The 17,589-nt window shown below is 67.3% G+C and carries 17 protein-coding genes; all 17 read left to right on the top strand.

The window, feature by feature from the left end; genetic code table 11:
* The first annotated feature begins 57 nt into the window (after positions 1–57).
* Positions 58–273, top strand: coding sequence for a hypothetical protein (locus VG566_RS05605; protein ID WP_241884185.1), 216 nt, complete (start codon positions 58–60; stop codon positions 271–273).
* Positions 273–971 (top strand): fimbrial biogenesis chaperone, encoded by a 699-nt coding sequence (locus VG566_RS05600; RefSeq protein WP_014646503.1) that lies wholly within the window; start codon positions 273–275, stop codon positions 969–971. Before VG566_RS05605 ends, VG566_RS05600 begins: the two co-directional genes overlap by 1 nt.
* A 220-nt stretch (positions 972–1,191) precedes the next feature.
* Complete coding sequence (gene rpsB, locus VG566_RS05595; RefSeq protein WP_005408748.1) at positions 1,192–1,998, top strand: 30S ribosomal protein S2; 807 nt, start codon at positions 1,192–1,194, stop codon at positions 1,996–1,998.
* A gap of 125 nt (positions 1,999–2,123) precedes the next feature.
* Positions 2,124–2,999, top strand: coding sequence for a translation elongation factor Ts (gene tsf / locus VG566_RS05590; RefSeq protein ID WP_032956847.1), 876 nt, complete (start codon positions 2,124–2,126; stop codon positions 2,997–2,999).
* Positions 3,000–3,257: 258 nt separating this feature from the next.
* Positions 3,258–4,796, top strand: coding sequence for a GGDEF domain-containing protein (locus tag VG566_RS05585; RefSeq protein WP_241884175.1), 1,539 nt, complete (start codon positions 3,258–3,260; stop codon positions 4,794–4,796).
* A 121-nt stretch (positions 4,797–4,917) separates the two neighbouring features.
* Positions 4,918–5,646, top strand: a complete 729-nt coding sequence (gene pyrH / locus VG566_RS05580; protein WP_075075661.1) for a UMP kinase — start codon at positions 4,918–4,920, stop codon at positions 5,644–5,646.
* A gap of 96 nt (positions 5,647–5,742) precedes the next feature.
* The gene (gene frr, locus VG566_RS05575) at positions 5,743–6,297 is read left to right on the top strand and encodes a ribosome recycling factor (RefSeq protein ID WP_014646499.1); all 555 of its coding nucleotides are present in this window, start codon (positions 5,743–5,745) and stop codon (positions 6,295–6,297) included.
* A gap of 5 nt (positions 6,298–6,302) precedes the next feature.
* Positions 6,303–7,070, top strand: a complete 768-nt coding sequence (uppS, locus tag VG566_RS05570; RefSeq protein ID WP_032956844.1) for a polyprenyl diphosphate synthase — start codon at positions 6,303–6,305, stop codon at positions 7,068–7,070.
* Positions 7,067–7,903 carry a phosphatidate cytidylyltransferase gene (locus VG566_RS05565; RefSeq protein WP_014646497.1) on the top strand — a complete coding sequence of 279 codons (837 nt, stop codon included), beginning with the start codon at positions 7,067–7,069 and terminating at the stop codon, positions 7,901–7,903. Before uppS ends, VG566_RS05565 begins: the two co-directional genes overlap by 4 nt.
* Positions 7,904–7,905: 2 nt before the next feature.
* Positions 7,906–9,096 carry a 1-deoxy-D-xylulose-5-phosphate reductoisomerase gene (locus tag VG566_RS05560; protein ID WP_049403801.1) on the top strand — a complete coding sequence of 397 codons (1,191 nt, stop codon included), beginning with the start codon at positions 7,906–7,908 and terminating at the stop codon, positions 9,094–9,096.
* 55 nt (positions 9,097–9,151) lie between these two features.
* Positions 9,152–10,510 carry an RIP metalloprotease RseP gene (gene rseP / locus VG566_RS05555; RefSeq protein WP_241884174.1) on the top strand — a complete coding sequence of 453 codons (1,359 nt, stop codon included), beginning with the start codon at positions 9,152–9,154 and terminating at the stop codon, positions 10,508–10,510.
* 74 nt (positions 10,511–10,584) lie between these two features.
* The gene (bamA, locus tag VG566_RS05550) at positions 10,585–12,948 is read left to right on the top strand and encodes an outer membrane protein assembly factor BamA (protein ID WP_032956838.1); all 2,364 of its coding nucleotides are present in this window, start codon (positions 10,585–10,587) and stop codon (positions 12,946–12,948) included.
* A 381-nt stretch (positions 12,949–13,329) separates the two neighbouring features.
* On the top strand, positions 13,330–14,352 hold the full coding sequence (lpxD, locus tag VG566_RS05545) for a UDP-3-O-(3-hydroxymyristoyl)glucosamine N-acyltransferase (RefSeq protein WP_014646493.1): 1,023 nt from the start codon (positions 13,330–13,332) through the stop codon (positions 14,350–14,352).
* On the top strand, positions 14,349–14,807 hold the full coding sequence (gene fabZ / locus VG566_RS05540) for a 3-hydroxyacyl-ACP dehydratase FabZ (RefSeq protein WP_005415845.1): 459 nt from the start codon (positions 14,349–14,351) through the stop codon (positions 14,805–14,807). The genes lpxD and fabZ overlap by 4 nt, the downstream gene beginning before the upstream one ends.
* Before the next feature lie 16 nt (positions 14,808–14,823).
* Entirely contained in the window at positions 14,824–15,615 is a 792-nt protein-coding gene (gene lpxA / locus VG566_RS05535; protein WP_014646492.1) for an acyl-ACP--UDP-N-acetylglucosamine O-acyltransferase, read from the top strand.
* A 53-nt stretch (positions 15,616–15,668) separates the two neighbouring features.
* Positions 15,669–16,871: a lipid-A-disaccharide synthase gene (lpxB, locus tag VG566_RS05530; protein ID WP_134967132.1), complete on the top strand. Its 1,203-nt coding sequence runs from the start codon at positions 15,669–15,671 to the stop codon at positions 16,869–16,871.
* Complete coding sequence (locus VG566_RS05525) at positions 16,868–17,527, top strand: ribonuclease HII (RefSeq protein WP_014646490.1); 660 nt, start codon at positions 16,868–16,870, stop codon at positions 17,525–17,527. Before lpxB ends, VG566_RS05525 begins: the two co-directional genes overlap by 4 nt.
* The last annotated feature ends 62 nt before the right edge of the window (positions 17,528–17,589 follow it).

The raw sequence follows: 17,589 nt of genomic DNA, 5'->3' as shown, positions 1-17,589 counted from the left end.
CAGCAAGTCTTTCAGCATGGTGGATGGCAGGTGGTTCGCACATTCCTGATCGGGGCGATGCTGGTCGCCAGCCTGCCGGCATGGGCCGAACCCAGCAGCCCCCTGCAGATCCGGCTGACCGTGGTTGAATCCTGCAGCGACGATGGCGGCGGCATCCGCTGCCCGGCACCGCACCAGCGCAGTGACGCACCCCAGGCGTCGCGCCAGGTCCGCGAGCTCGCACCACCGGCGACGGACGAGAACGCAACACCCTCCGTGACCCTCATCTACTGATGCGCGCGTTGCTGATCCTGCTGGCACTGCTGCTGGCACTGCCTGCCGCAGCGCTGGAGCTGTTGCCGACCACCCTGCAGCTGCCGGCCCAGGGCGGCAGCGCCGAACTGTGGTTGCACAACCCCGGGCCCGGCCGCTGGCAGGGCCAGGTGCAGGTGCTGGCGTGGGATCAGCAGCTGGACGCCGAACGACTGCACCCCAGCGACCAGATCCGGGTCAGCCCGGCGCGGCTGGACCTGGCCCCCGGCAGCACCCAGCGCGTCTGGCTGTTGCCGGGCGATCCGGCAGCGGCGGCCGCTGAACAGGCCTATCGGGTCGTACTGGCACCGACGTTGCCGGGGTTGCCGCGCTATTCGCTGCCGCTGTTCCGCGGCCCAGCGGGGCCAGCACTGCAGGCCCGGCTGCTGGGCCGCGTCGAGGCCCACGGGTCTCTGGCCGTACTGCGACTCAGCAATGCCGGTACCCTGCACGGCCGCCTGCACGATCTGCGCTTCATCACGGCGGACGGCCAGGCAACGCTGCTGACGGCTGGCCTGGCCGGCTACATTCTGGCGGGCCATGAACGCCGCTGGCCCCTGCCTGCCCGCGCCGATGGCTATGCAGGCGGCCGCTTCCAGGCACGCCTGCAGGACGGCCGCGAGGTCGATCTGGCCGCAACTGACCCTGCAATTGCAGCAAGCGCCCCCAGCGGGCTATAATCGACCGGATTCCTGCCGCCAGCGTGCGCGCGAACCCGTCCACACCGGACGTCACCGGTGAATCCACACCTGCTGCCCCCATCCGTGCCGGGGTGCTCCGCAAGGAGTTCGGCCACGGAGGCAACAGGGAAGCCCAACCCCGGAACCGATCGCGCTTCCACGCGTCCCGCATACCTATCCCCGCGGGCGGAATCGCTGGTTCCATATCAGGAGTATTGCAATGCCCCAGGTCACCATGCGTCAGATGCTGGAAGCCGGCGTCCACTTCGGCCACCAGACCCGCTACTGGAACCCGAAGATGGCTCCGTACATCTTCGGCGCCCGCGGCAAGATCCACATCATCAACCTGGAAAAGACCGTCCCGCTGTTCAACGACGCGATGAACTTCATCTCGTCGGTTGCCCAGAAGCGCGGCACCGTCCTGTTCCTGGGCACCAAGCGCAGCGCCCGCGAAACCATCAAGGAAGAAGCCGAGCGTTGCGGCATGCCGTTCATGAACCAGCGTTGGCTGGGCGGCACCCTGACCAACTTCCGTACCGTCAAGCAGTCGGTTGCCCGCCTGAAGGAACTGGAAGCCGGTGAAACCGACGGCACCTTCGAGAAGCTGGTCAAGCACGAAGTGCTGGGCCTGCGTCGCGAGCGCGACAAGCTGGAAGCCTCGCTGGGCGGCATCAAGGACATGAACCGCCTGCCGGACGCCATCTTCGTGATCGACATCGGCCACGAAGACATCGCGATCAAGGAAGCCAAGAAGCTGGGCATCCCGGTCATCGCCGTGGTCGACACCAACTACAACCCGGAACTGGTTGATTACGCCATCCCGGGCAACGACGACGCCATCCGCGCTGTGCAGCTGTACGCCCGCGCCGCTGCCGACGCCGTGCTGGAAGGCAAGGCGGCTGCCCCGCACGCCGCTTCGGTGCGCGAGGAAGAATTCGCTGAAGCCGCTGCTGAAGGCGAAGAGAAGCCGGCCCGCCGCGCTCCGGCCAAGAAGGCTGCCAAGAAGGGCGACGACGCCCAGGCCTGATCCAGGCCCCGGGTGGACGCCCGGCGTCCACCCTCCCTGCACGCAGCCATCGGCGCGTGACAGGACCGTGTCACACGGGCCGGCCACCATGCCGGCCCAACCCCTTTCTTTCGTGAGGTAATCCCGTGGAAATCACTGCTTCCCTGGTCAAGGAACTGCGCGAGCGCACCGGCGCCGGCATGATGGAATGCAAGAAGGCGCTTACCGAAGCCAACGGCGACATCAACGCCGCTGCTGAAGCCATGCGCAAGTCCGGCGCCGCCAAGGCCGACAAGAAGGCTGACCGCGTGGCCGCCGAAGGCCGCCTGGGCCTGGCCCAGGACGGCGGCAAGGCCGTGCTGGTCGAAGTCAACTCGGAAACCGACTTCGTCGCCAACGATGACAACTTCAAGTCCTTCGTCAACGCCGTCGCCGCTGCTGCCCTGGCATCGGGCGCCAACGACGTCGAAGCCGTGAAGGCCGCCACGCTGGCCGACGGCCGTACCGTCGAGGAAGCCCGCGCCACCGCCGTGCAGACCCTGGGTGAGAACATCCAGATCCGCCGCATGGTCAAGGTCGACACCACCGGCAACATCGGCGCCTACGTCCACACCAACGGCAAGGTCGGCGTGCTGGTCGACCTGATCGGCGGCGACGTCGAGCTGGCCCGTGGCCTGGCCATGCACGTGGCCGCGCTGAAGCCGCCGCACAACAAGGCTGCGGACGTCCCGGCCGAGTTCGTCGAGAAGGAAAAGGAAATCGAGCTGGCCAAGATGACCGATAAGGACAAGGCCAAGCCGGCCGACATCCTGGAAAAGATCATCAGCGGCAAGATCAACAAGATCGTCAGCGACGTGACCCTGTACGGCCAGACCTACGTGCTGGGCGACACCACCGTCGAGCAGGTGGTCAAGGCCGCCGGCGCCGACGTGGCAGGCTTCAAGCTGCTGATCGTCGGCGAAGGCATCGAGAAGGTGGTGGAAGACTACGCCGCCGAAGTTGCCAAGGCGATGCAGGTCTGATTCCAGCCTTCCGGCTGTGAAGCGACCAGAAGGAGCCGCGGGAAACCGCGGCTCTTTTTTTATGCATGGACCCAGGGATCAACCCATGGCCCACCGGTGGGTGCGCACCGTTGGTGCGCACAACCGGCACCTTTGCGTTGCGCGCGAATCAAGCCGATACTCGGCGCAGGGAATCCACAGTCATTTAGCAGGAACGAAAATCGCGGACTGTGATGCATTCCTAGGTATTCTTGTCCTAATGGAATTGAACGACCCGACATGCCTCCCGAGCTGACAGCTGCCCTGGCGCTCTGCCGCAACCTGCCTTCGCCACCCGGTATTGCCCTGCGCATCATCGAACTGGCCCAGGACCCGGAAGCGGACATCGCCACCGCTGCCGACATCATCGCCATCGACATGGCGCTGAGCGCTCGCATGCTGCGCATCGCCAATTCGCCGCTTTACGCCAGCCGCCGCCGGATCGAGAACCTCGGCCAGGCGCTGACCATGCTGGGCCTGAACGCCACGATCAGCCTCGCCCTCGGCTTCACCGTCACCCAGGGCCTGACCGGCGGCACCGGCGCCGACCACGACCTGCGCCAGCGCGCCTGGAAGCGCAGCATCCTCAGCGCCCTGGCTGCCAGCCAGCTGGGCCAGGCGCGCGGCCTGCGCCGGCTGGAAGAACTGATGCTGGCCGGCCTGCTGCAGGACCTGGGCGTACTGTGCCTGGCCCAGGCCGAGTCGGAGCGCTACCTGCCGCTGCTGCGCGAGGCACGCGACAACATCGACCTGGTCGCCCGCGAACGCGAGGAACTGGGCTGCAGCCATGCCGAGGTCGGCGCGTGGGTGGCCGAGCAATGGGGCCTGCCCCGCTACCTGGTGGAGAGCATCAGCCACAGCGAGGACGAGGACTTCGCCGAATCGCCGTTCCAGGCCTGCGTGCAGCTGTCCGGCGCGGTGGCCGACATCTGGCTGGACAGCGACGCCGACGCCGCGCGTGAGCGCGCCCTGCAGCAGGTGCACGACCGCCTGGAGCTGGACAGCGCGCGCTTCGACCAGGTCCTCGCCCGCATCAGTGAAGCCCTGCCCGACATCGCCAGCCTGTTTGATGCCGGCCTCAATTCACCGGCGCGGGTGCGCGAGCTGATCGATCACGCGCAGGAGCTGGCCACGCTGCGCAACCTGCGCGAACTGCAGGACGCCGACCAGGCACGACGCCGCGCCGACGAGTTCGAGGCGCGCGCCAAGCGCCTCGCCGACCAGGCCCATCGTGACGCGTTGACCGGCGTGCTCAACCGCCGCCAGCTGGAAGCGGTGCTGGAGCAGGAATTCCTGCGCGCCGGCCGCCAGGGCTGGCCATTGTCGGTGGCCTTCATCGACCTGGACGACTTCAAGAAGATCAACGACGCCCACGGCCACCTGACCGGCGACGAGGTACTGCGCGCCTTCGCCGGCAAGCTGCAGGGCCAGCTGCGCAACAGTGACACCGTCGCCCGCTTCGGCGGCGAGGAATTCGTCGCGCTGCTGCCAAACACCAGCGAAAGCGTGGCCCTGGACGTGATCCGCCGGGTGCTGGCCAATATCGTCGCCACGCCGATGGCCGAGCTGGAGGGCGGGCCGCTGTTCGTCACCTTCTCCGCCGGCGTGGCCACCCAGGGTGGCTACGAGCGCTTCGCCGACGTGCAGGACCTGCTGCGCGCAGCCGACGACGTGCTGTACCGCTCCAAGAACCTGGGCCGCAACCGGGTGATCGCCCGCTCGCCAGGTGCCCTCGGCCACGACGAGCTGTCGGCCACCGCTGGCGCCGAGCTGGGCTGAACGGGAAGCCCCGTTTGACCGGGGCGAACGACCGGATTCTGCGCCGCAGTGCACAAAACACTTTGGCACGACGCCGCATGCGCGTAGAATCGCCCGCGATTTCCACGCACCCGAGGTCCTCATGTCCAAGCTCGCCTATCGCCGCATCCTTCTGAAATTGTCCGGGGAGGCGCTGATGGGAGACGAGGACTACGGCATCGACCCGAAGGTCATCAATCGCCTGGCCCGCGAAGTCATCGAAGCCCAGCAGGCCGGTGCCGAAGTGGCGCTGGTGATCGGCGGCGGCAACATCTTCCGCGGCGCCGGCCTGGCCGCCGGCGGCATGGACCGGGTCACCGGCGACCAGATGGGCATGCTGGCCACGGTCATCAACGCCCTGGCCATGCAGGATGCCCTCGAGAAGCTGGGCGCCAAGGCCCGCGTGATGAGCGCGATCAAGATCAACGACGTGTGCGAGGACTACATCCGCCGCCGCGCCATCCGCCACCTGGAAAAGGGCCGCCTGGTGATCTTCGCCGCCGGCGTCGGCAGCCCGTTCTTCACCACCGATTCCGGCGCCGCCCTGCGCGCGATCGAGATCGGCGCCGATCTGCTGCTGAAGGCCACCAAGGTCGATGGCGTGTACGACAAGGACCCGAACAAGCACAACGATGCGGTCCGCTTCGACAGCCTGAGCTACGACGAAGTGATCCGCCGCGGCCTGGAAGTGATGGACACGGCGGCCTTCGCATTGGCCCGCGACAGCGACCTGCCGATGCGCGTGTTCGACATGGGCCAGCCGGGCGAGCTGCTGAAGATCCTCAACGGCGCGAACATCGGCACCCTGGTCCAGGGCCGCGACCCGGCCTGAGCCTGAGCGCAAAGCGGCGATCGGGCCGATTCAGGCCCGGCAGCGTCCCGTATTCGCCTATAATCGCCCGATTCCAGATACATCCAGGACCGGGCGATGCTCAACGACATCAAGAACAACGCGCAGACGCGCATGGCCAAGAGCATCGACGCTCTGAAGCACACCCTCACCTCCATCCGGACCGGGCGTGCCACGCCTGCCCTGCTGGACCGCGTGACGGTCAGTGCCTATGGCAACGCCAGCACCCCGCTGAACCAGGTTGCCTCGATCTCCAACGCCGACGCGCACTCGCTGCTGGTCACGCCGTTCGACAAGGGCATGATCAAGGAGATCGAAAAGGGTCTCTACAACGCCGAGTTCACCCCGAACACCCTCGGCACCGCGATCCGCATCAACATGCCGCCGCCGACCGAAGAGCGCCGCAAGGAGCTGGCCAAGCAGGTGCAGAAGGAAGGTGAAGGCGCCAAGATCGCGATCCGCAACATCCGTCAGGACGCGAACAAGGAAATCGCCAAGCTGGTCAAGGACAAGGCGATCAGCGAAGACGAGAAGAAGCGCGGCGAAGACGACATCCAGAAGCTGACCGACGCCAACATCAAGGACGTCGACAAGGTCGTCGCCGACAAGGAAAAAGAACTGCTGTCGGTCTGAAGTCGATGCCTTCAGCCCCGCCTCCGTTACCGGCCGCCCTGCCCCGCCACATTGCCATCATCATGGATGGCAATGGGCGCTGGGCACAGCAGCGCCGTCGCCCCCGCGTGATCGGCCACCGTGCCGGCGCGCGCGCGGTCAACCGCACCATCGAGCGCTGCCTTGAACTGGGCATTCCGGCGCTGACCCTGTTCGCCTTCTCCAGCGAGAACTGGGGCCGGCCGCAGGAGGAAGTGGATGCGTTGATGAAGCTGTTCCTCGGCGCGCTCGACCGCGAGGTGGACGAGCTGCACCGGCGCGGCGTGCGCGTACGCTTCATCGGCGAACGCGAGCGCTTCGGTGCCGGGCTGGTCAGCCGCATGCAGCTGGCCGAACAGCGCACCGCCGACAACACCACCCTGACCCTGTCGATCGCGGCCAGCTATGGCGGCCGCCAGGACATCGCCCGCGCCGCGCGCGCCCTGGCCGTCGAAGTGGCGGCCGGTCGCCTGTTGCCCGAGCAGATCGACGAATCGCTGCTGGGCAGCCAGGTCGCCCTTGCCGACCTGCCGCCGCCGGACCTGTTCATCCGCACCGGCGGCGACACCCGCATCAGCAACTTCCTGCTGTGGCAGCTGGCCTACACCGAGCTGTGGTTCACCGAGGCCCTGTGGCCGGACTTCGATGCCGGGCAGCTGCAGCAGGCGCTGGACGCCTATGCCGGCCGCGAGCGTCGTTTCGGCCTGACCAGCGCCCAGATTGCCGCACTGGCCACCGAGACTTCCAGCCCATGACCAAGACCCGAGTCCTCGCCGCGCTGATCATGGCGCCGGTTGCCATTGCGGCGATCCTGCTGCTGCCCACGCAATGGCTGGCCGCCGCCGCCGCTGCGGTGCTGCTGATCGGCCTGTGGGAATGGCTGAAGCTGGCCGGTATCGAAGACACCCTGGCACGCACCGTACTTCTGGTGCTGAACCTGCTGCTGATGGTGCTGCTGGTCTGGGCCGATGGCAGTACGCTGGTGCTGTTCCAGATAACCACGCTGGCCGGCGTTGCCTGGTGGCTGGCCGCGCTGGTCTGGCTGCGCTTCTTCAATTTCGGTGCACAGCCGTCGGCGCCCTCGCGCATCCTGAAGATGCTGGCCGGCACGCTTGCCATCGTGCCCGCCTGGGCCGCGCTGGTGCTGATCCATGCCGGTGGCGATCCGCCGGGCAAGCAGGGCCACCTGTGGCTGCTGGCTGCACTGGCACTGGTGTGGGCGGCCGACTCGGGCGCCTACTTCGCCGGCCGCCATTTCGGCAAGCACAAGCTGGCCCCGCGGATCAGCCCCAACAAGACCTGGGAAGGCCTGTTCGGCGGCCTGCTGGCCGGTGTCGCCGTGGCCGTCGGCCTGGGCTGGCTGGCCGGGATCGATACCGCACACCTGCCGGGCCTGCTGATCACCGCGGTGGTGGCCGTGTTCGCCTCGGTGCTGGGTGACCTGTTCGAGAGCCTCATCAAGCGCCACGCGGGCGCCAAGGACTCGGGCCACCTGATCCCGGGCCATGGCGGCGTGCTCGACCGGGTCGACGGCGTCCTCGCCGCCGTCCCGGTGTTCGCGCTGGGCAAGGAAATCTTCGGGTTCTGACCATGAATGCTGCTGCAGACCTGCGCCGGGTCGCCGTATTCGGCGCCACCGGCTCGATCGGTGCCTCCACGCTGGACGTGATCGCCCGCCACCCGCAGCGCTACCAGGCGACCGTGCTCGCCGCCGGACGCCAGGTGCAGGGGCTGCTGGCGTTGTGCCGCCAGCACAAACCCGCGCACGCGGTGATCGCCGACGAATCGCTGTTCGCCGAACTGCGTGACGGCCTGCGCGACGCCGGACTGGCCACCGAAGCCCATGCCGGCCATGCCGCGCTGGACCAGCTGGCCGCCAGCGACGCCTGCGATACCGTGGTCGCGGCCATCGTCGGCGCTGCCGGCCTGTCCTCGACCCTGGCCGCGGCCGCCGCCGGCAAGCGCATCCTGCTGGCCAACAAGGAATCGCTGGTGCTGGCCGGCGAACTGCTGACCCGTACCGCCGAACGTGCCGGCGCCGAAATCATCCCGATCGACAGCGAACACAGCGCGATCTTCCAGTGCCTGCGCTCGCGCGACGCCAGCGTCGACGGCGCCGGCGTGCGCCGGATCCTGCTGACCGCCTCCGGCGGCCCGTTCCGTGGCCGCAGCCGCGCCGAACTGGCCCAGGTCACCCCGGCCCAGGCCGTTGCCCACCCGAAGTGGTCGATGGGACCGAAGATCTCGGTCGATTCGGCGACGTTGATGAACAAGGGCCTGGAAGTCATCGAGGCCCACCACCTGTTCGGCGTGCCCGGTGAGCGCATCGAAGTGCTGGTGCACCCGCAGAGCCTGGTCCATTCGCTGGTCGAGTTCGTCGACGGCTCGACCCTGGCGCAGATGGGCCTGCCGGACATGCGCACCACCCTCGCCGTTGGCCTGGGCTGGCCACAGCGCATCGAATCGGGCGTGGCCGGGCTGGACCTGCTGGCCCAGGGCCGGCTGGATTTCGAGGCCCCGGACACCGACGCCTTCCCCTGCCTGGCCCTGGCCTGGCAGGCCATGCAGGCCGGCGGCACCGCACCGGCGGTGCTGAATGCTGCCAACGAGGAGGCGGTTTCAGCGTTTCTTCAGGGCCGGATCGGTTTCCTGACGATCCCGGCGCTGGTTGCTAACGCTCTTTCAACACTGCCGACGCAAGCAGCCGATACACTGGAGGTCCTGTTGTCCGCCGACCAGCGGGCACGCCAGCTCACCCTGAACGCCATCGACGCCGCCTGAACGACCGCCTCGCCCAGCATGACGCCGCCGCCCCTGCCCGCCACTGTGAGCCTGCATGACTGACTTCATCGGATCGGTCTGGTGGATGATTGTCAGCCTCGGGCTGCTGGTCACGTTCCACGAGTTCGGGCATTACTGGGTCGGGCGCCTGTGCGGGGTCAAGATCCTGCGTTTCTCGGTCGGCTTCGGCCGGCCGCTGTGGTCGCGCCGCGACCGGCATGGTACCGAGTTCGCCATCGCCGCCATTCCGCTGGGTGGCTACGTGAAGTTCCTCGACGAACGCGAGGTCGAAGTCCACCCGCACGAGCGCGGCCAGGCCTTCAACCACAAGACGGTCTGGCAGCGCATCGCGATCGTTGCCGCCGGCCCGATCGCCAACCTGCTGCTGTGCATCCTCCTGCTGTGGGCGATGTTCGTGATCGGCAAGCAGGATTACTCGCCCACCGTCGGCCGCGTCAGCGGCATCGCCGCCAGTGCCGGCCTGGCCAGCGGCGACCGCGTGCTGCGCGTGGACGACCGCCAGGTGGTCACCCTCGGCGAGGCCAGCATGGCACTGACCGCGGCCGCGATGGACCGCCGCGACGTGAAGCTGGAAGTGCTGGATACGGCCGACCAGGTGCGCACGCGCACGCTGCCGCTGTCGCAGCTGCCGCCGGGTTTCGATGAGCGGCGGGTGTCGATCCTGGCTGGCATGTACTGGCAGTCGTGGCTGCAGCCCGCGCTGGTCGAGTCGCTCACCACGGACTCCGTGGTGGCCGGGCAACTGCAGCCGGGCGACCTGATCGTGGCCATTGACGGCCAGCGCATCGACGGCGCCGACCAGGTGATCGGCGAGATCCAGGCGCTGGGCCGTGCCGGTGGCCCGGGCATGATCGAGGTCCTGCGTGGCGGCGAGCGCCTGGCGCTGGAAGTGACGCCACGCAAGGGCCAGGACGCCAAGGGCGGCCCCACGTGGCAGATCGGCGTTCAGTTCCCGACCAAGTTCAGCCCCCCCTACGACACCCTCCTGCGCTACGGCCCCCTGGACTCGGTCACCGTCGCGGTACGCGAAACCGGGCGCCTGGCGGCCGACTCGCTGGGCATGATGGGCCGCATCGTCACCGGCAAGGCCTCGCTTCAGAACGTTTCCGGGCCGGTCACCATCGCCCGCGTGGCCAATGTCTCGGCCAAGCGCGGCCTCGACTGGTTCCTGCAGTTCCTTGCCCTGCTGTCCCTCAGCCTGTGCATCATCAACCTGCTGCCGATCCCGATCTTGGACGGCGGCCACCTGCTGTATTACCTTATCGAGTTGGTCAAGGGCAGCCCGCTGAGCGAGCGTGCCATCGCCGCCGGCCAGTACATCGGCCTGGCGTTGCTGGCCGGGCTGATGGGGTTGGCGTTCTACAACGACATCCTCGGCCTGGTCCCGCGATGAACTTTTCCATGTTGTTGCCGTCTACAGCGTCGGCATCCCGCACCAATGAAATCGACCTTCCTACCGGACGTGACATGACGCGACTCCCCAATCGCCGCCTGCTGGCCCTCGCCCTCGCCGCCGTCACCGGCGCTCCCGCCCTGGCCCAGGCAGCCGAGCCCTTCACTGTCAGCGACATCCGCGTCGATGGCCTGCAGCGCATCAGCTCGGGCACGGTATTCACCTACCTGCCGGTGGAACGTGGCGAGACGGTCACCGACAACAAGGTCGGCGAGACGATCCGCGCCCTGTACAAGACCGGCTTCTTCGAAGACGTGCAGCTGGACCGCCAGGGCACGATCCTGGTGGTGACCGTCAAGGAACGTCCGGCGATCAACAAGCTGACCGTGACCGGCAACAAGGACATCAAGTCCGACCAGCTGCTCAAGGGCCTGTCCGACATCGGCCTGACCGAGGGCGGCACCTTCGATCGCCTGAGCCTGGACCGCGTGACCCAGGAACTGCGCCGCCAGTACAACGACCGTGGCAAATACAACGTCGACATCACCCCGACGGTGAGCCCGCTGGACCGCAACCGCGTGGACATCGCCATCGCCATCAAGGAAGGCAAGGCGGCCAAGATCCGCCACGTCAACCTGGTCGGCACCGAAAAGTTCGAGAGCAAGGACATCCTGGAGACCTGGGAGTCCAAGGAGCACAACTGGGCGTCGTGGTACCGCCGTGACGACCAGTACTCCAAGGAAAAGCTGTCCGGTGACCTGGAAAAGCTCAACTCCTGGTATCTGGACCGCGGCTACGTCGATTTCAGCATCGATTCCACCCAGGTCTCGATCAGCCCCGACAAGCGCGACATGTTCCTGACCGCGGGCGTGACCGAGGGTGCGCAGTACAAGATCTCCGAGATCAAGGTCAGCGGCGACACCATCCTCCCGCAGGAGGACGTCGAGCGCATGGTGATCCAGAAGTCCGGCGACACGTTCTCGCGTGCCCTGCTGGAATTCAGCTCGGACACCATCACCAATTCGCTGTCCAACATCGGCTACGCGTTCGCCAAGGTGAACCCGATCCCGACCACCAACCGCGCCGAGCAGACCGTCGCCATCAACATGCAGGTCGTGCCCGGCCCGCGCGTGTCGGTGCGCCGCATCCTGTTCCGTGGCAATACCCGCACCTCCGATGAGGTGATGCGCCGCGAAATGCGCCAGTTCGAGAACAGCTGGTACTCGCAGGCCGCGATCGACCGCTCCAAGATCCGCCTGCAGCGCCTGGGCTACTTCGAATCGGTGGAAGTGGAGACCCCGGCCGTCAGCGGCAGCAACGACCAGGTCGACGTCGTCTACAACGTCAAGGAAACCACCTCGGGCAGCTTCGTGTTCGGCCTGGGCTACTCGCAGTCCTACGGCATGACCACCTCGGTGCAGCTGTCGCAGAACAACTTCCTTGGCGGCGGCAACCGCGTGTCGGTCGAAGCCTCGCGCAGCAGCTACCTGCAGCGCTACGGCTTCAGCTACACCAACCCGTACTTCACCGATGACGGCGTGTCGCTGGGCTATAACCTGTCCTGGCGCGAACTGGACTACTCCGACTTCAATACCGCGCAGTACAACAGCACCAATGGTTCGGCGCAGGTGGTGTTCGGCGTGCCGCTGACCGAGACCGATACCGTCTCGCTGATGTTCGGCATCGACAGCAACCAGATCACCACCTACCAGGGCTCGACCCCGCAGTCGATCATCGACTACATCAACGCGGTCGGTAAGCGCACCTTCCACGCCTGGCGCACCGAGCTGGGCTGGGCGCGCGACTCGCGCAACGACTACTTCATGCCGACGCGCGGCACCTACCAGCGCATCGGCCTGGAAACCACGCTGCCGGGTTCGACCATCGAGTACTACAAGCTGAACTACCAGATCAGCAAGTACTGGCCGATCATGCCGTCGCTGGTGATCAACACCCGCGCGGAAATCGGCTACGGTGATGCCTACGGCAACGACTACACCCGTACGCTGACCAATCCGGATGGCACCACCCGCACCGTCACCGCCAGCGGCCTGCCGTTCTTCGAGAACTTCTACGCCGGTGGCACCAACTCGGTGCGCGGCTTCGAGGACAACACCCTCGGCCCGCGCGAAGTCACCACCGGTTATCCGGAAGGCCAGCCGCTGGGTGGTTCGCTGAAGACCGTCGGTTCGGTCGAAGCCTACTTCCCGCGCCTGTTCGACAGCCCGTCGGCACGCGTGTCGGCCTTCGTCGACTTCGGCAACGTCTACAACGGCACCCAGAACTTCAAGGCCAACGAACTGCGCGTGTCCACCGGCGTGGCCCTGCTGTGGCGCGCCCCGGTCGGCCCGATCTCGATCAGCTACGCCTTCCCGCTGAAGAAGGAAGACGATGACAAGATCGAGCGTCTGCAATTCACGTTCGGTGGCCAGTTCTGAGGAACGTTGTTCCTCAGAACTGATCCACCTCCGGTGAATTGCCCGCGCATTTCACCTATCCCCCGCGCCGCTGGCGCCCCCCCCTTAACAAAGGGGGGCTCTCCACCAGACGGGGTGCGAAGCGCCGGGCATTGCCCGGCGTTTTCGTTTTGCAGATGACACTGCACGGCACAGGCTTTTGGCCGCGCTCGCGGGAAATTGTCCAGAGGCGGCGGGTGGCCCTGGACAGGACCGTTGGCGCCATGGATGGCGCCATCGAGCACCATGGAGGGGGTTTTGCGTGTCCTGGCCAGGGCCACCCGCCGCCTCCCGCCCGTACCAGGCAGACGCCAAGCCCTGCCCCCGCATGACCGAAATGGCGTCACACGTTAAACTCCCGCCGTGAATACTCCCACCTACACCGCCCAGCAACTCGCCGAGCAGTTCGGCCTGCAGGTCCATGGCGACCCCGCCACCGCCATCCATGGCGTGGCCACCCTCGCCCATGCCGGCCCTGGCCAGCTGACCTTCCTTGCCAACCCGCGCTACCGCGCCCAGCTGGCCGACAGCCAGGCCTCGCTGGTGGTCCTGCGTGCCGACGACGCCGAGGCCGCCCCGGGCACTGCGCTCGTCGCCAAGGACCCGTACACCGCGTTCGCCAAGATCGCCGCGCTGTTCGACATCGCCCCGACCCGCCCGCCGGGCATCCACCCCAGCGCCGTCATCGACCCCAGCGCCCAGGTGGCCGCCAGCGCCCATATCGGCCCGTTCGTTTCGGTCGGTGCGCGCAGCGTGGTCGGCGAGAACTGCATCATCGGCACCGGCAGCGTGATCGGCGAGGACTGCAGCCTGGATGCCGGCTGTGAACTGATCGCCCGCGTGACCCTGGTCACCCGGGTCACGCTGGGCAAGCGCGTGCGCGTGCATCCCGGTGCCGTGCTCGGCGCCGACGGTTTCGGCCTGGCGATGGACGCTGGCAAGTGGATCAAGGTGCCGCAGCTCGGCGGCGTCCGCATCGGCGACGATTGCGAGATCGGCGCCAATACCTGCGTCGACCGCGGCGCGCTGGAAGACACCGTGCTGGACGAGGATGTGCGCCTGGACAACCTGGTGCAGATCGCCCACAACGTGCAGATCGGCGCGCATTCGGCCATCGCCGGCTGCACCGGCATCGCCGGCAGCGCCAAGATCGGCCGCTACTGCCTGCTTGGCGGCCACGTTGGCGTGGTCGGCCACCTCGAAATCTGTGACAAGGTCGTGATCACCGGCAAGTCGGTGGTCCGCAACTCCATCCATGAGCCAGGCGAGTACTCGTCCGGCACCCCGTTGACCGACAACCGCACGTGGCGCAAGAACGCCGCGCGCTTCAAGCAGCTGGACGCATTGGCTCGCCGCGTCCTGGCTGCTGGCAAGGAGAAAGAATGAACGATTCGCTGCAGCTTCCGATCGATGTCTGCCAGATCCAGGAACTGCTTCCGCACCGCTACCCGTTCCTGCTGGTGGACCGGGTGCTTGAACTCGACGTCGAGGCCAAGCGCATCCTGGCGCAGAAGAACGTCAGCATCAACGAGCCGTTCTTCCAGGGCCACTTCCCGGGCCGCCCGATCATGCCCGGCGTGCTGATCATCGAAGCGCTGGCGCAGGCCGGCGGCGTCATGACCCAGCTCACGCTCGGCCGCGATGCGCAGTCCAAGCTGTTCTACATGGTCAAGGTGGAAAACGCCCGCTTCAACAAGCAGGTCGTGCCCGGCGACGTGCTGATGCTGGACGTGCAGATGAAGCGCCTGATCCGCAACATGGGCTGGTACTACGGCGAAGCCAAGGTCAACGGCGAAGTCGTCGCGTCGGCCGAGGTCATGTGCGCCGGCGCCAAGGGCTGATCCACTGGAGGCAGCAATGACTGACAACGCACCGCGGATCCACCCCACCGCCGTCATCGATCCGGCCGCGCGCCTGGCCGACGATGTGCAGGTGGGCGCCTTCACCCTGATCGGCCCCGATGTTGAAATCGGCGCCGGCACGGTGGTGGGCCCCCATTGCAGCATCCACGGCCCGACCCGGATCGGCCGCGACAACCGCTTCGTCGGTCATGCCGCGATCGGTGGCGAGCCGCAGGACAAGAAGTTTGCCGGTGAGCGCACCGAACTGGTGATCGGCGACCGCAACGTGTTCCGCGAGTTCGTCACGCTCAACCGTGGCACCGGCGGCGGCGGCGGCATCACCACCATCGGCAACGACAACTGGATGCTGGCCTACACGCACGTGGCGCACGACTGCCATGTCGGCAATTTCTGCGTGTTCTCCAACAACACCACCCTGGCCGGCCACGTGACCGTGGGCGACTACGTGATCATCAGCGGCTTCGCCGGTGCCCACCAGTTCTGCCGCATCGGTGCGCATGCCTTCCTCGGCATGGGCGCGCTGACCAATGGCGATGTACCGCCGTTCACCATGGTCGGTACCGATTCGCTGGGCCGCCCGCGCGGCATCAACAGCGAAGGCCTGAAGCGCCGCGGCTTCGACGCCGACCGCATCTCGGCCATCAAGCGGGCCTACCGCACGCTGTACGTGGCCGGCCTGCCGTTGGCCGAAGCCAAGCAGCAGCTGACCGAACAGGCGCGTGACAGCAATGACGTGAAGGCCATGCTGGACTTCATCGAGCACGCCGAGAGGCCCTTGCTGCGATGAGCAGCACGACCGGCCAGGCGGCGGCCGGCGCCGCGGTGATTCCGTTGGCCTCGATGGCCGGCAGCGTTCCCGCACAGCGGGTGCTCAGCGAGCGCCCGTTGCGGATCGCGCTGGTTGCCGGCGAAGCGTCCGGCGACCTGCTCGGTGCGGGCCTGGTGCGTGAACTGAAGGCGCGCTTCCCGAATGCCGAGTTCGCCGGCATTGGCGGCGATGCCATGCGCAGCGCCGGCTGCCAGACCTGGCACGATGCCAGCGAGCTGGCGGTGATGGGCCTGACCGAAGTGCTGCGCCACCTGCCGCGGCTGCTCAAGCTGCGCTCGGCGTTCCGCCAGCGCGCCCTGGAATGGCAGCCGGACGTGTTCATCGGCATCGACGCACCCGACTTCAACCTGGGCATCGAGCGCTGGCTGAAGCAACGCGGCGTGCGCACCGTGCATTACGTCAGTCCCTCGGTCTGGGCCTGGCGCGAGAAGCGCGCCGAGAAGATCGGCAGCAGCGCGGACCTGGTGCTGTGCCTGTTCCCGATGGAACCGCCGATCTATGCCAGGCACGGCATCGACGCACGCTTCGTCGGCCACCCGATGGCCGATGACATTCCGCTGCAGGGCAACCGCGAGGAAGCCCGTGCCGCGCTCGGGCTGCCGACCTCGGCCAAGGTGCTGGCGGTGTTGCCGGGCAGCCGCCTGGGCGAGATCTCGCGCCTGGGCGAACCCTTCTTCGAAGCCGCCTGGCAGGTCTCTGAACGCATTCCGGGCCTGCATGTGGTGGTGCCTGCCGCCAACCCGGCCTGCCGGCAGCTGATCGAAGAACAGCTGTCGCGCTCGGCATTGCCGGTGGCCTACTCGCACGTGCTGGATGGCCAGGCGCGCAACGCGATGATCGCCGCCGACGTGGTGGTGCTGGCCTCCGGCACCGCGACCCTGGAAGCCATGCTGGTGAAGCGGCCGATGGTCGTCGGTTACCGCGTCAACGAACTGACCTATCGCCTGGTCAAGGCGCTGGGCCTGATCAAGGTCGACCGCTTCGCCCTGCCCAACATCCTGGCCGGCCAGGACCTGGCGCCGGAGCTGATGCAGCACGACTGCACGCCGGACAGGCTGGCCGCGGCCATCCAGCAATGGTTCGACCACCCGCAGCGGGTGATCGACCTGCAGGACACGTACGTGCGACTGCACGAGCGCCTGCGCCGCAATGCTTCGGCGCGTGCCGCCGATGCCGTCGGCGAACTGCTGATGCGCGACCAGGCGCAGGCATGAGCCGCCGTCACGCCGCAGCGGCCAGCCTGGCCCTGTTCGACGGCGCGACGGTGGTCGAGCCGGAACGCCTGGTCGCTGGCGTCGACGAGGCCGGACGTGGCCCGCTGGCCGGGCCGGTGGCAGTGGCGGCGGTGGTATTCGATCCGTCACGGCCACGCATCAACGGCCTGGACGATTCCAAGCAGTTGACGGCGGCCCGCCGCGAGCAGCTGCATGACCGCATCATCGAGCGTGCCCTGGCCTGGCACGTGGTGCTGGTGGACGTGGACACCATCGACCGCCTGAACATCTACCAGGCCACCCTGCAGGGCATGCGTGACGTCGTTGCAGCGGTTGCCCATGTGGCCGGCTTCGCCCGCATCGATGGCAACGTGGTGCCCAAGGGCCTGGTGCTGCCGGCGCAGGCGCTGGTCGGCGGCGATGGCATCGACCGCGCGATCATGGCCGCCTCGATCCTGGCCAAGGTTTCGCGCGACCGTTACATGCAGGACGTGCATACCCGCCACCCGCAGTACGGCTTCGAACAGCACAAGGGCTATGGCACCCCGGCCCACCTGGCCGCCCTGCGCGAGCACGGCCCCTGCATGGAGCACCGGCGCAGCTTCGCCCCGGTGCGTGAGTGCCTGGGCCTGACGCAGGCGGCGGCCATCGCCTGAGCCTGCTGGAGTTGTAGAGCCGAGCCCATGCTCGGCTGCTGTGGACAGCCGAGCATGGGCTC

This window comes from Stenotrophomonas sp. CASM114 (assembly GCF_049384325.1).
Classification (GTDB): Bacteria; Pseudomonadota; Gammaproteobacteria; order Xanthomonadales; family Xanthomonadaceae; genus Stenotrophomonas; species Stenotrophomonas muris.
The sequence above is the reverse complement of the archived record's forward strand: the minus strand, read 5'-3'. Positions and strand labels throughout refer to the sequence as shown.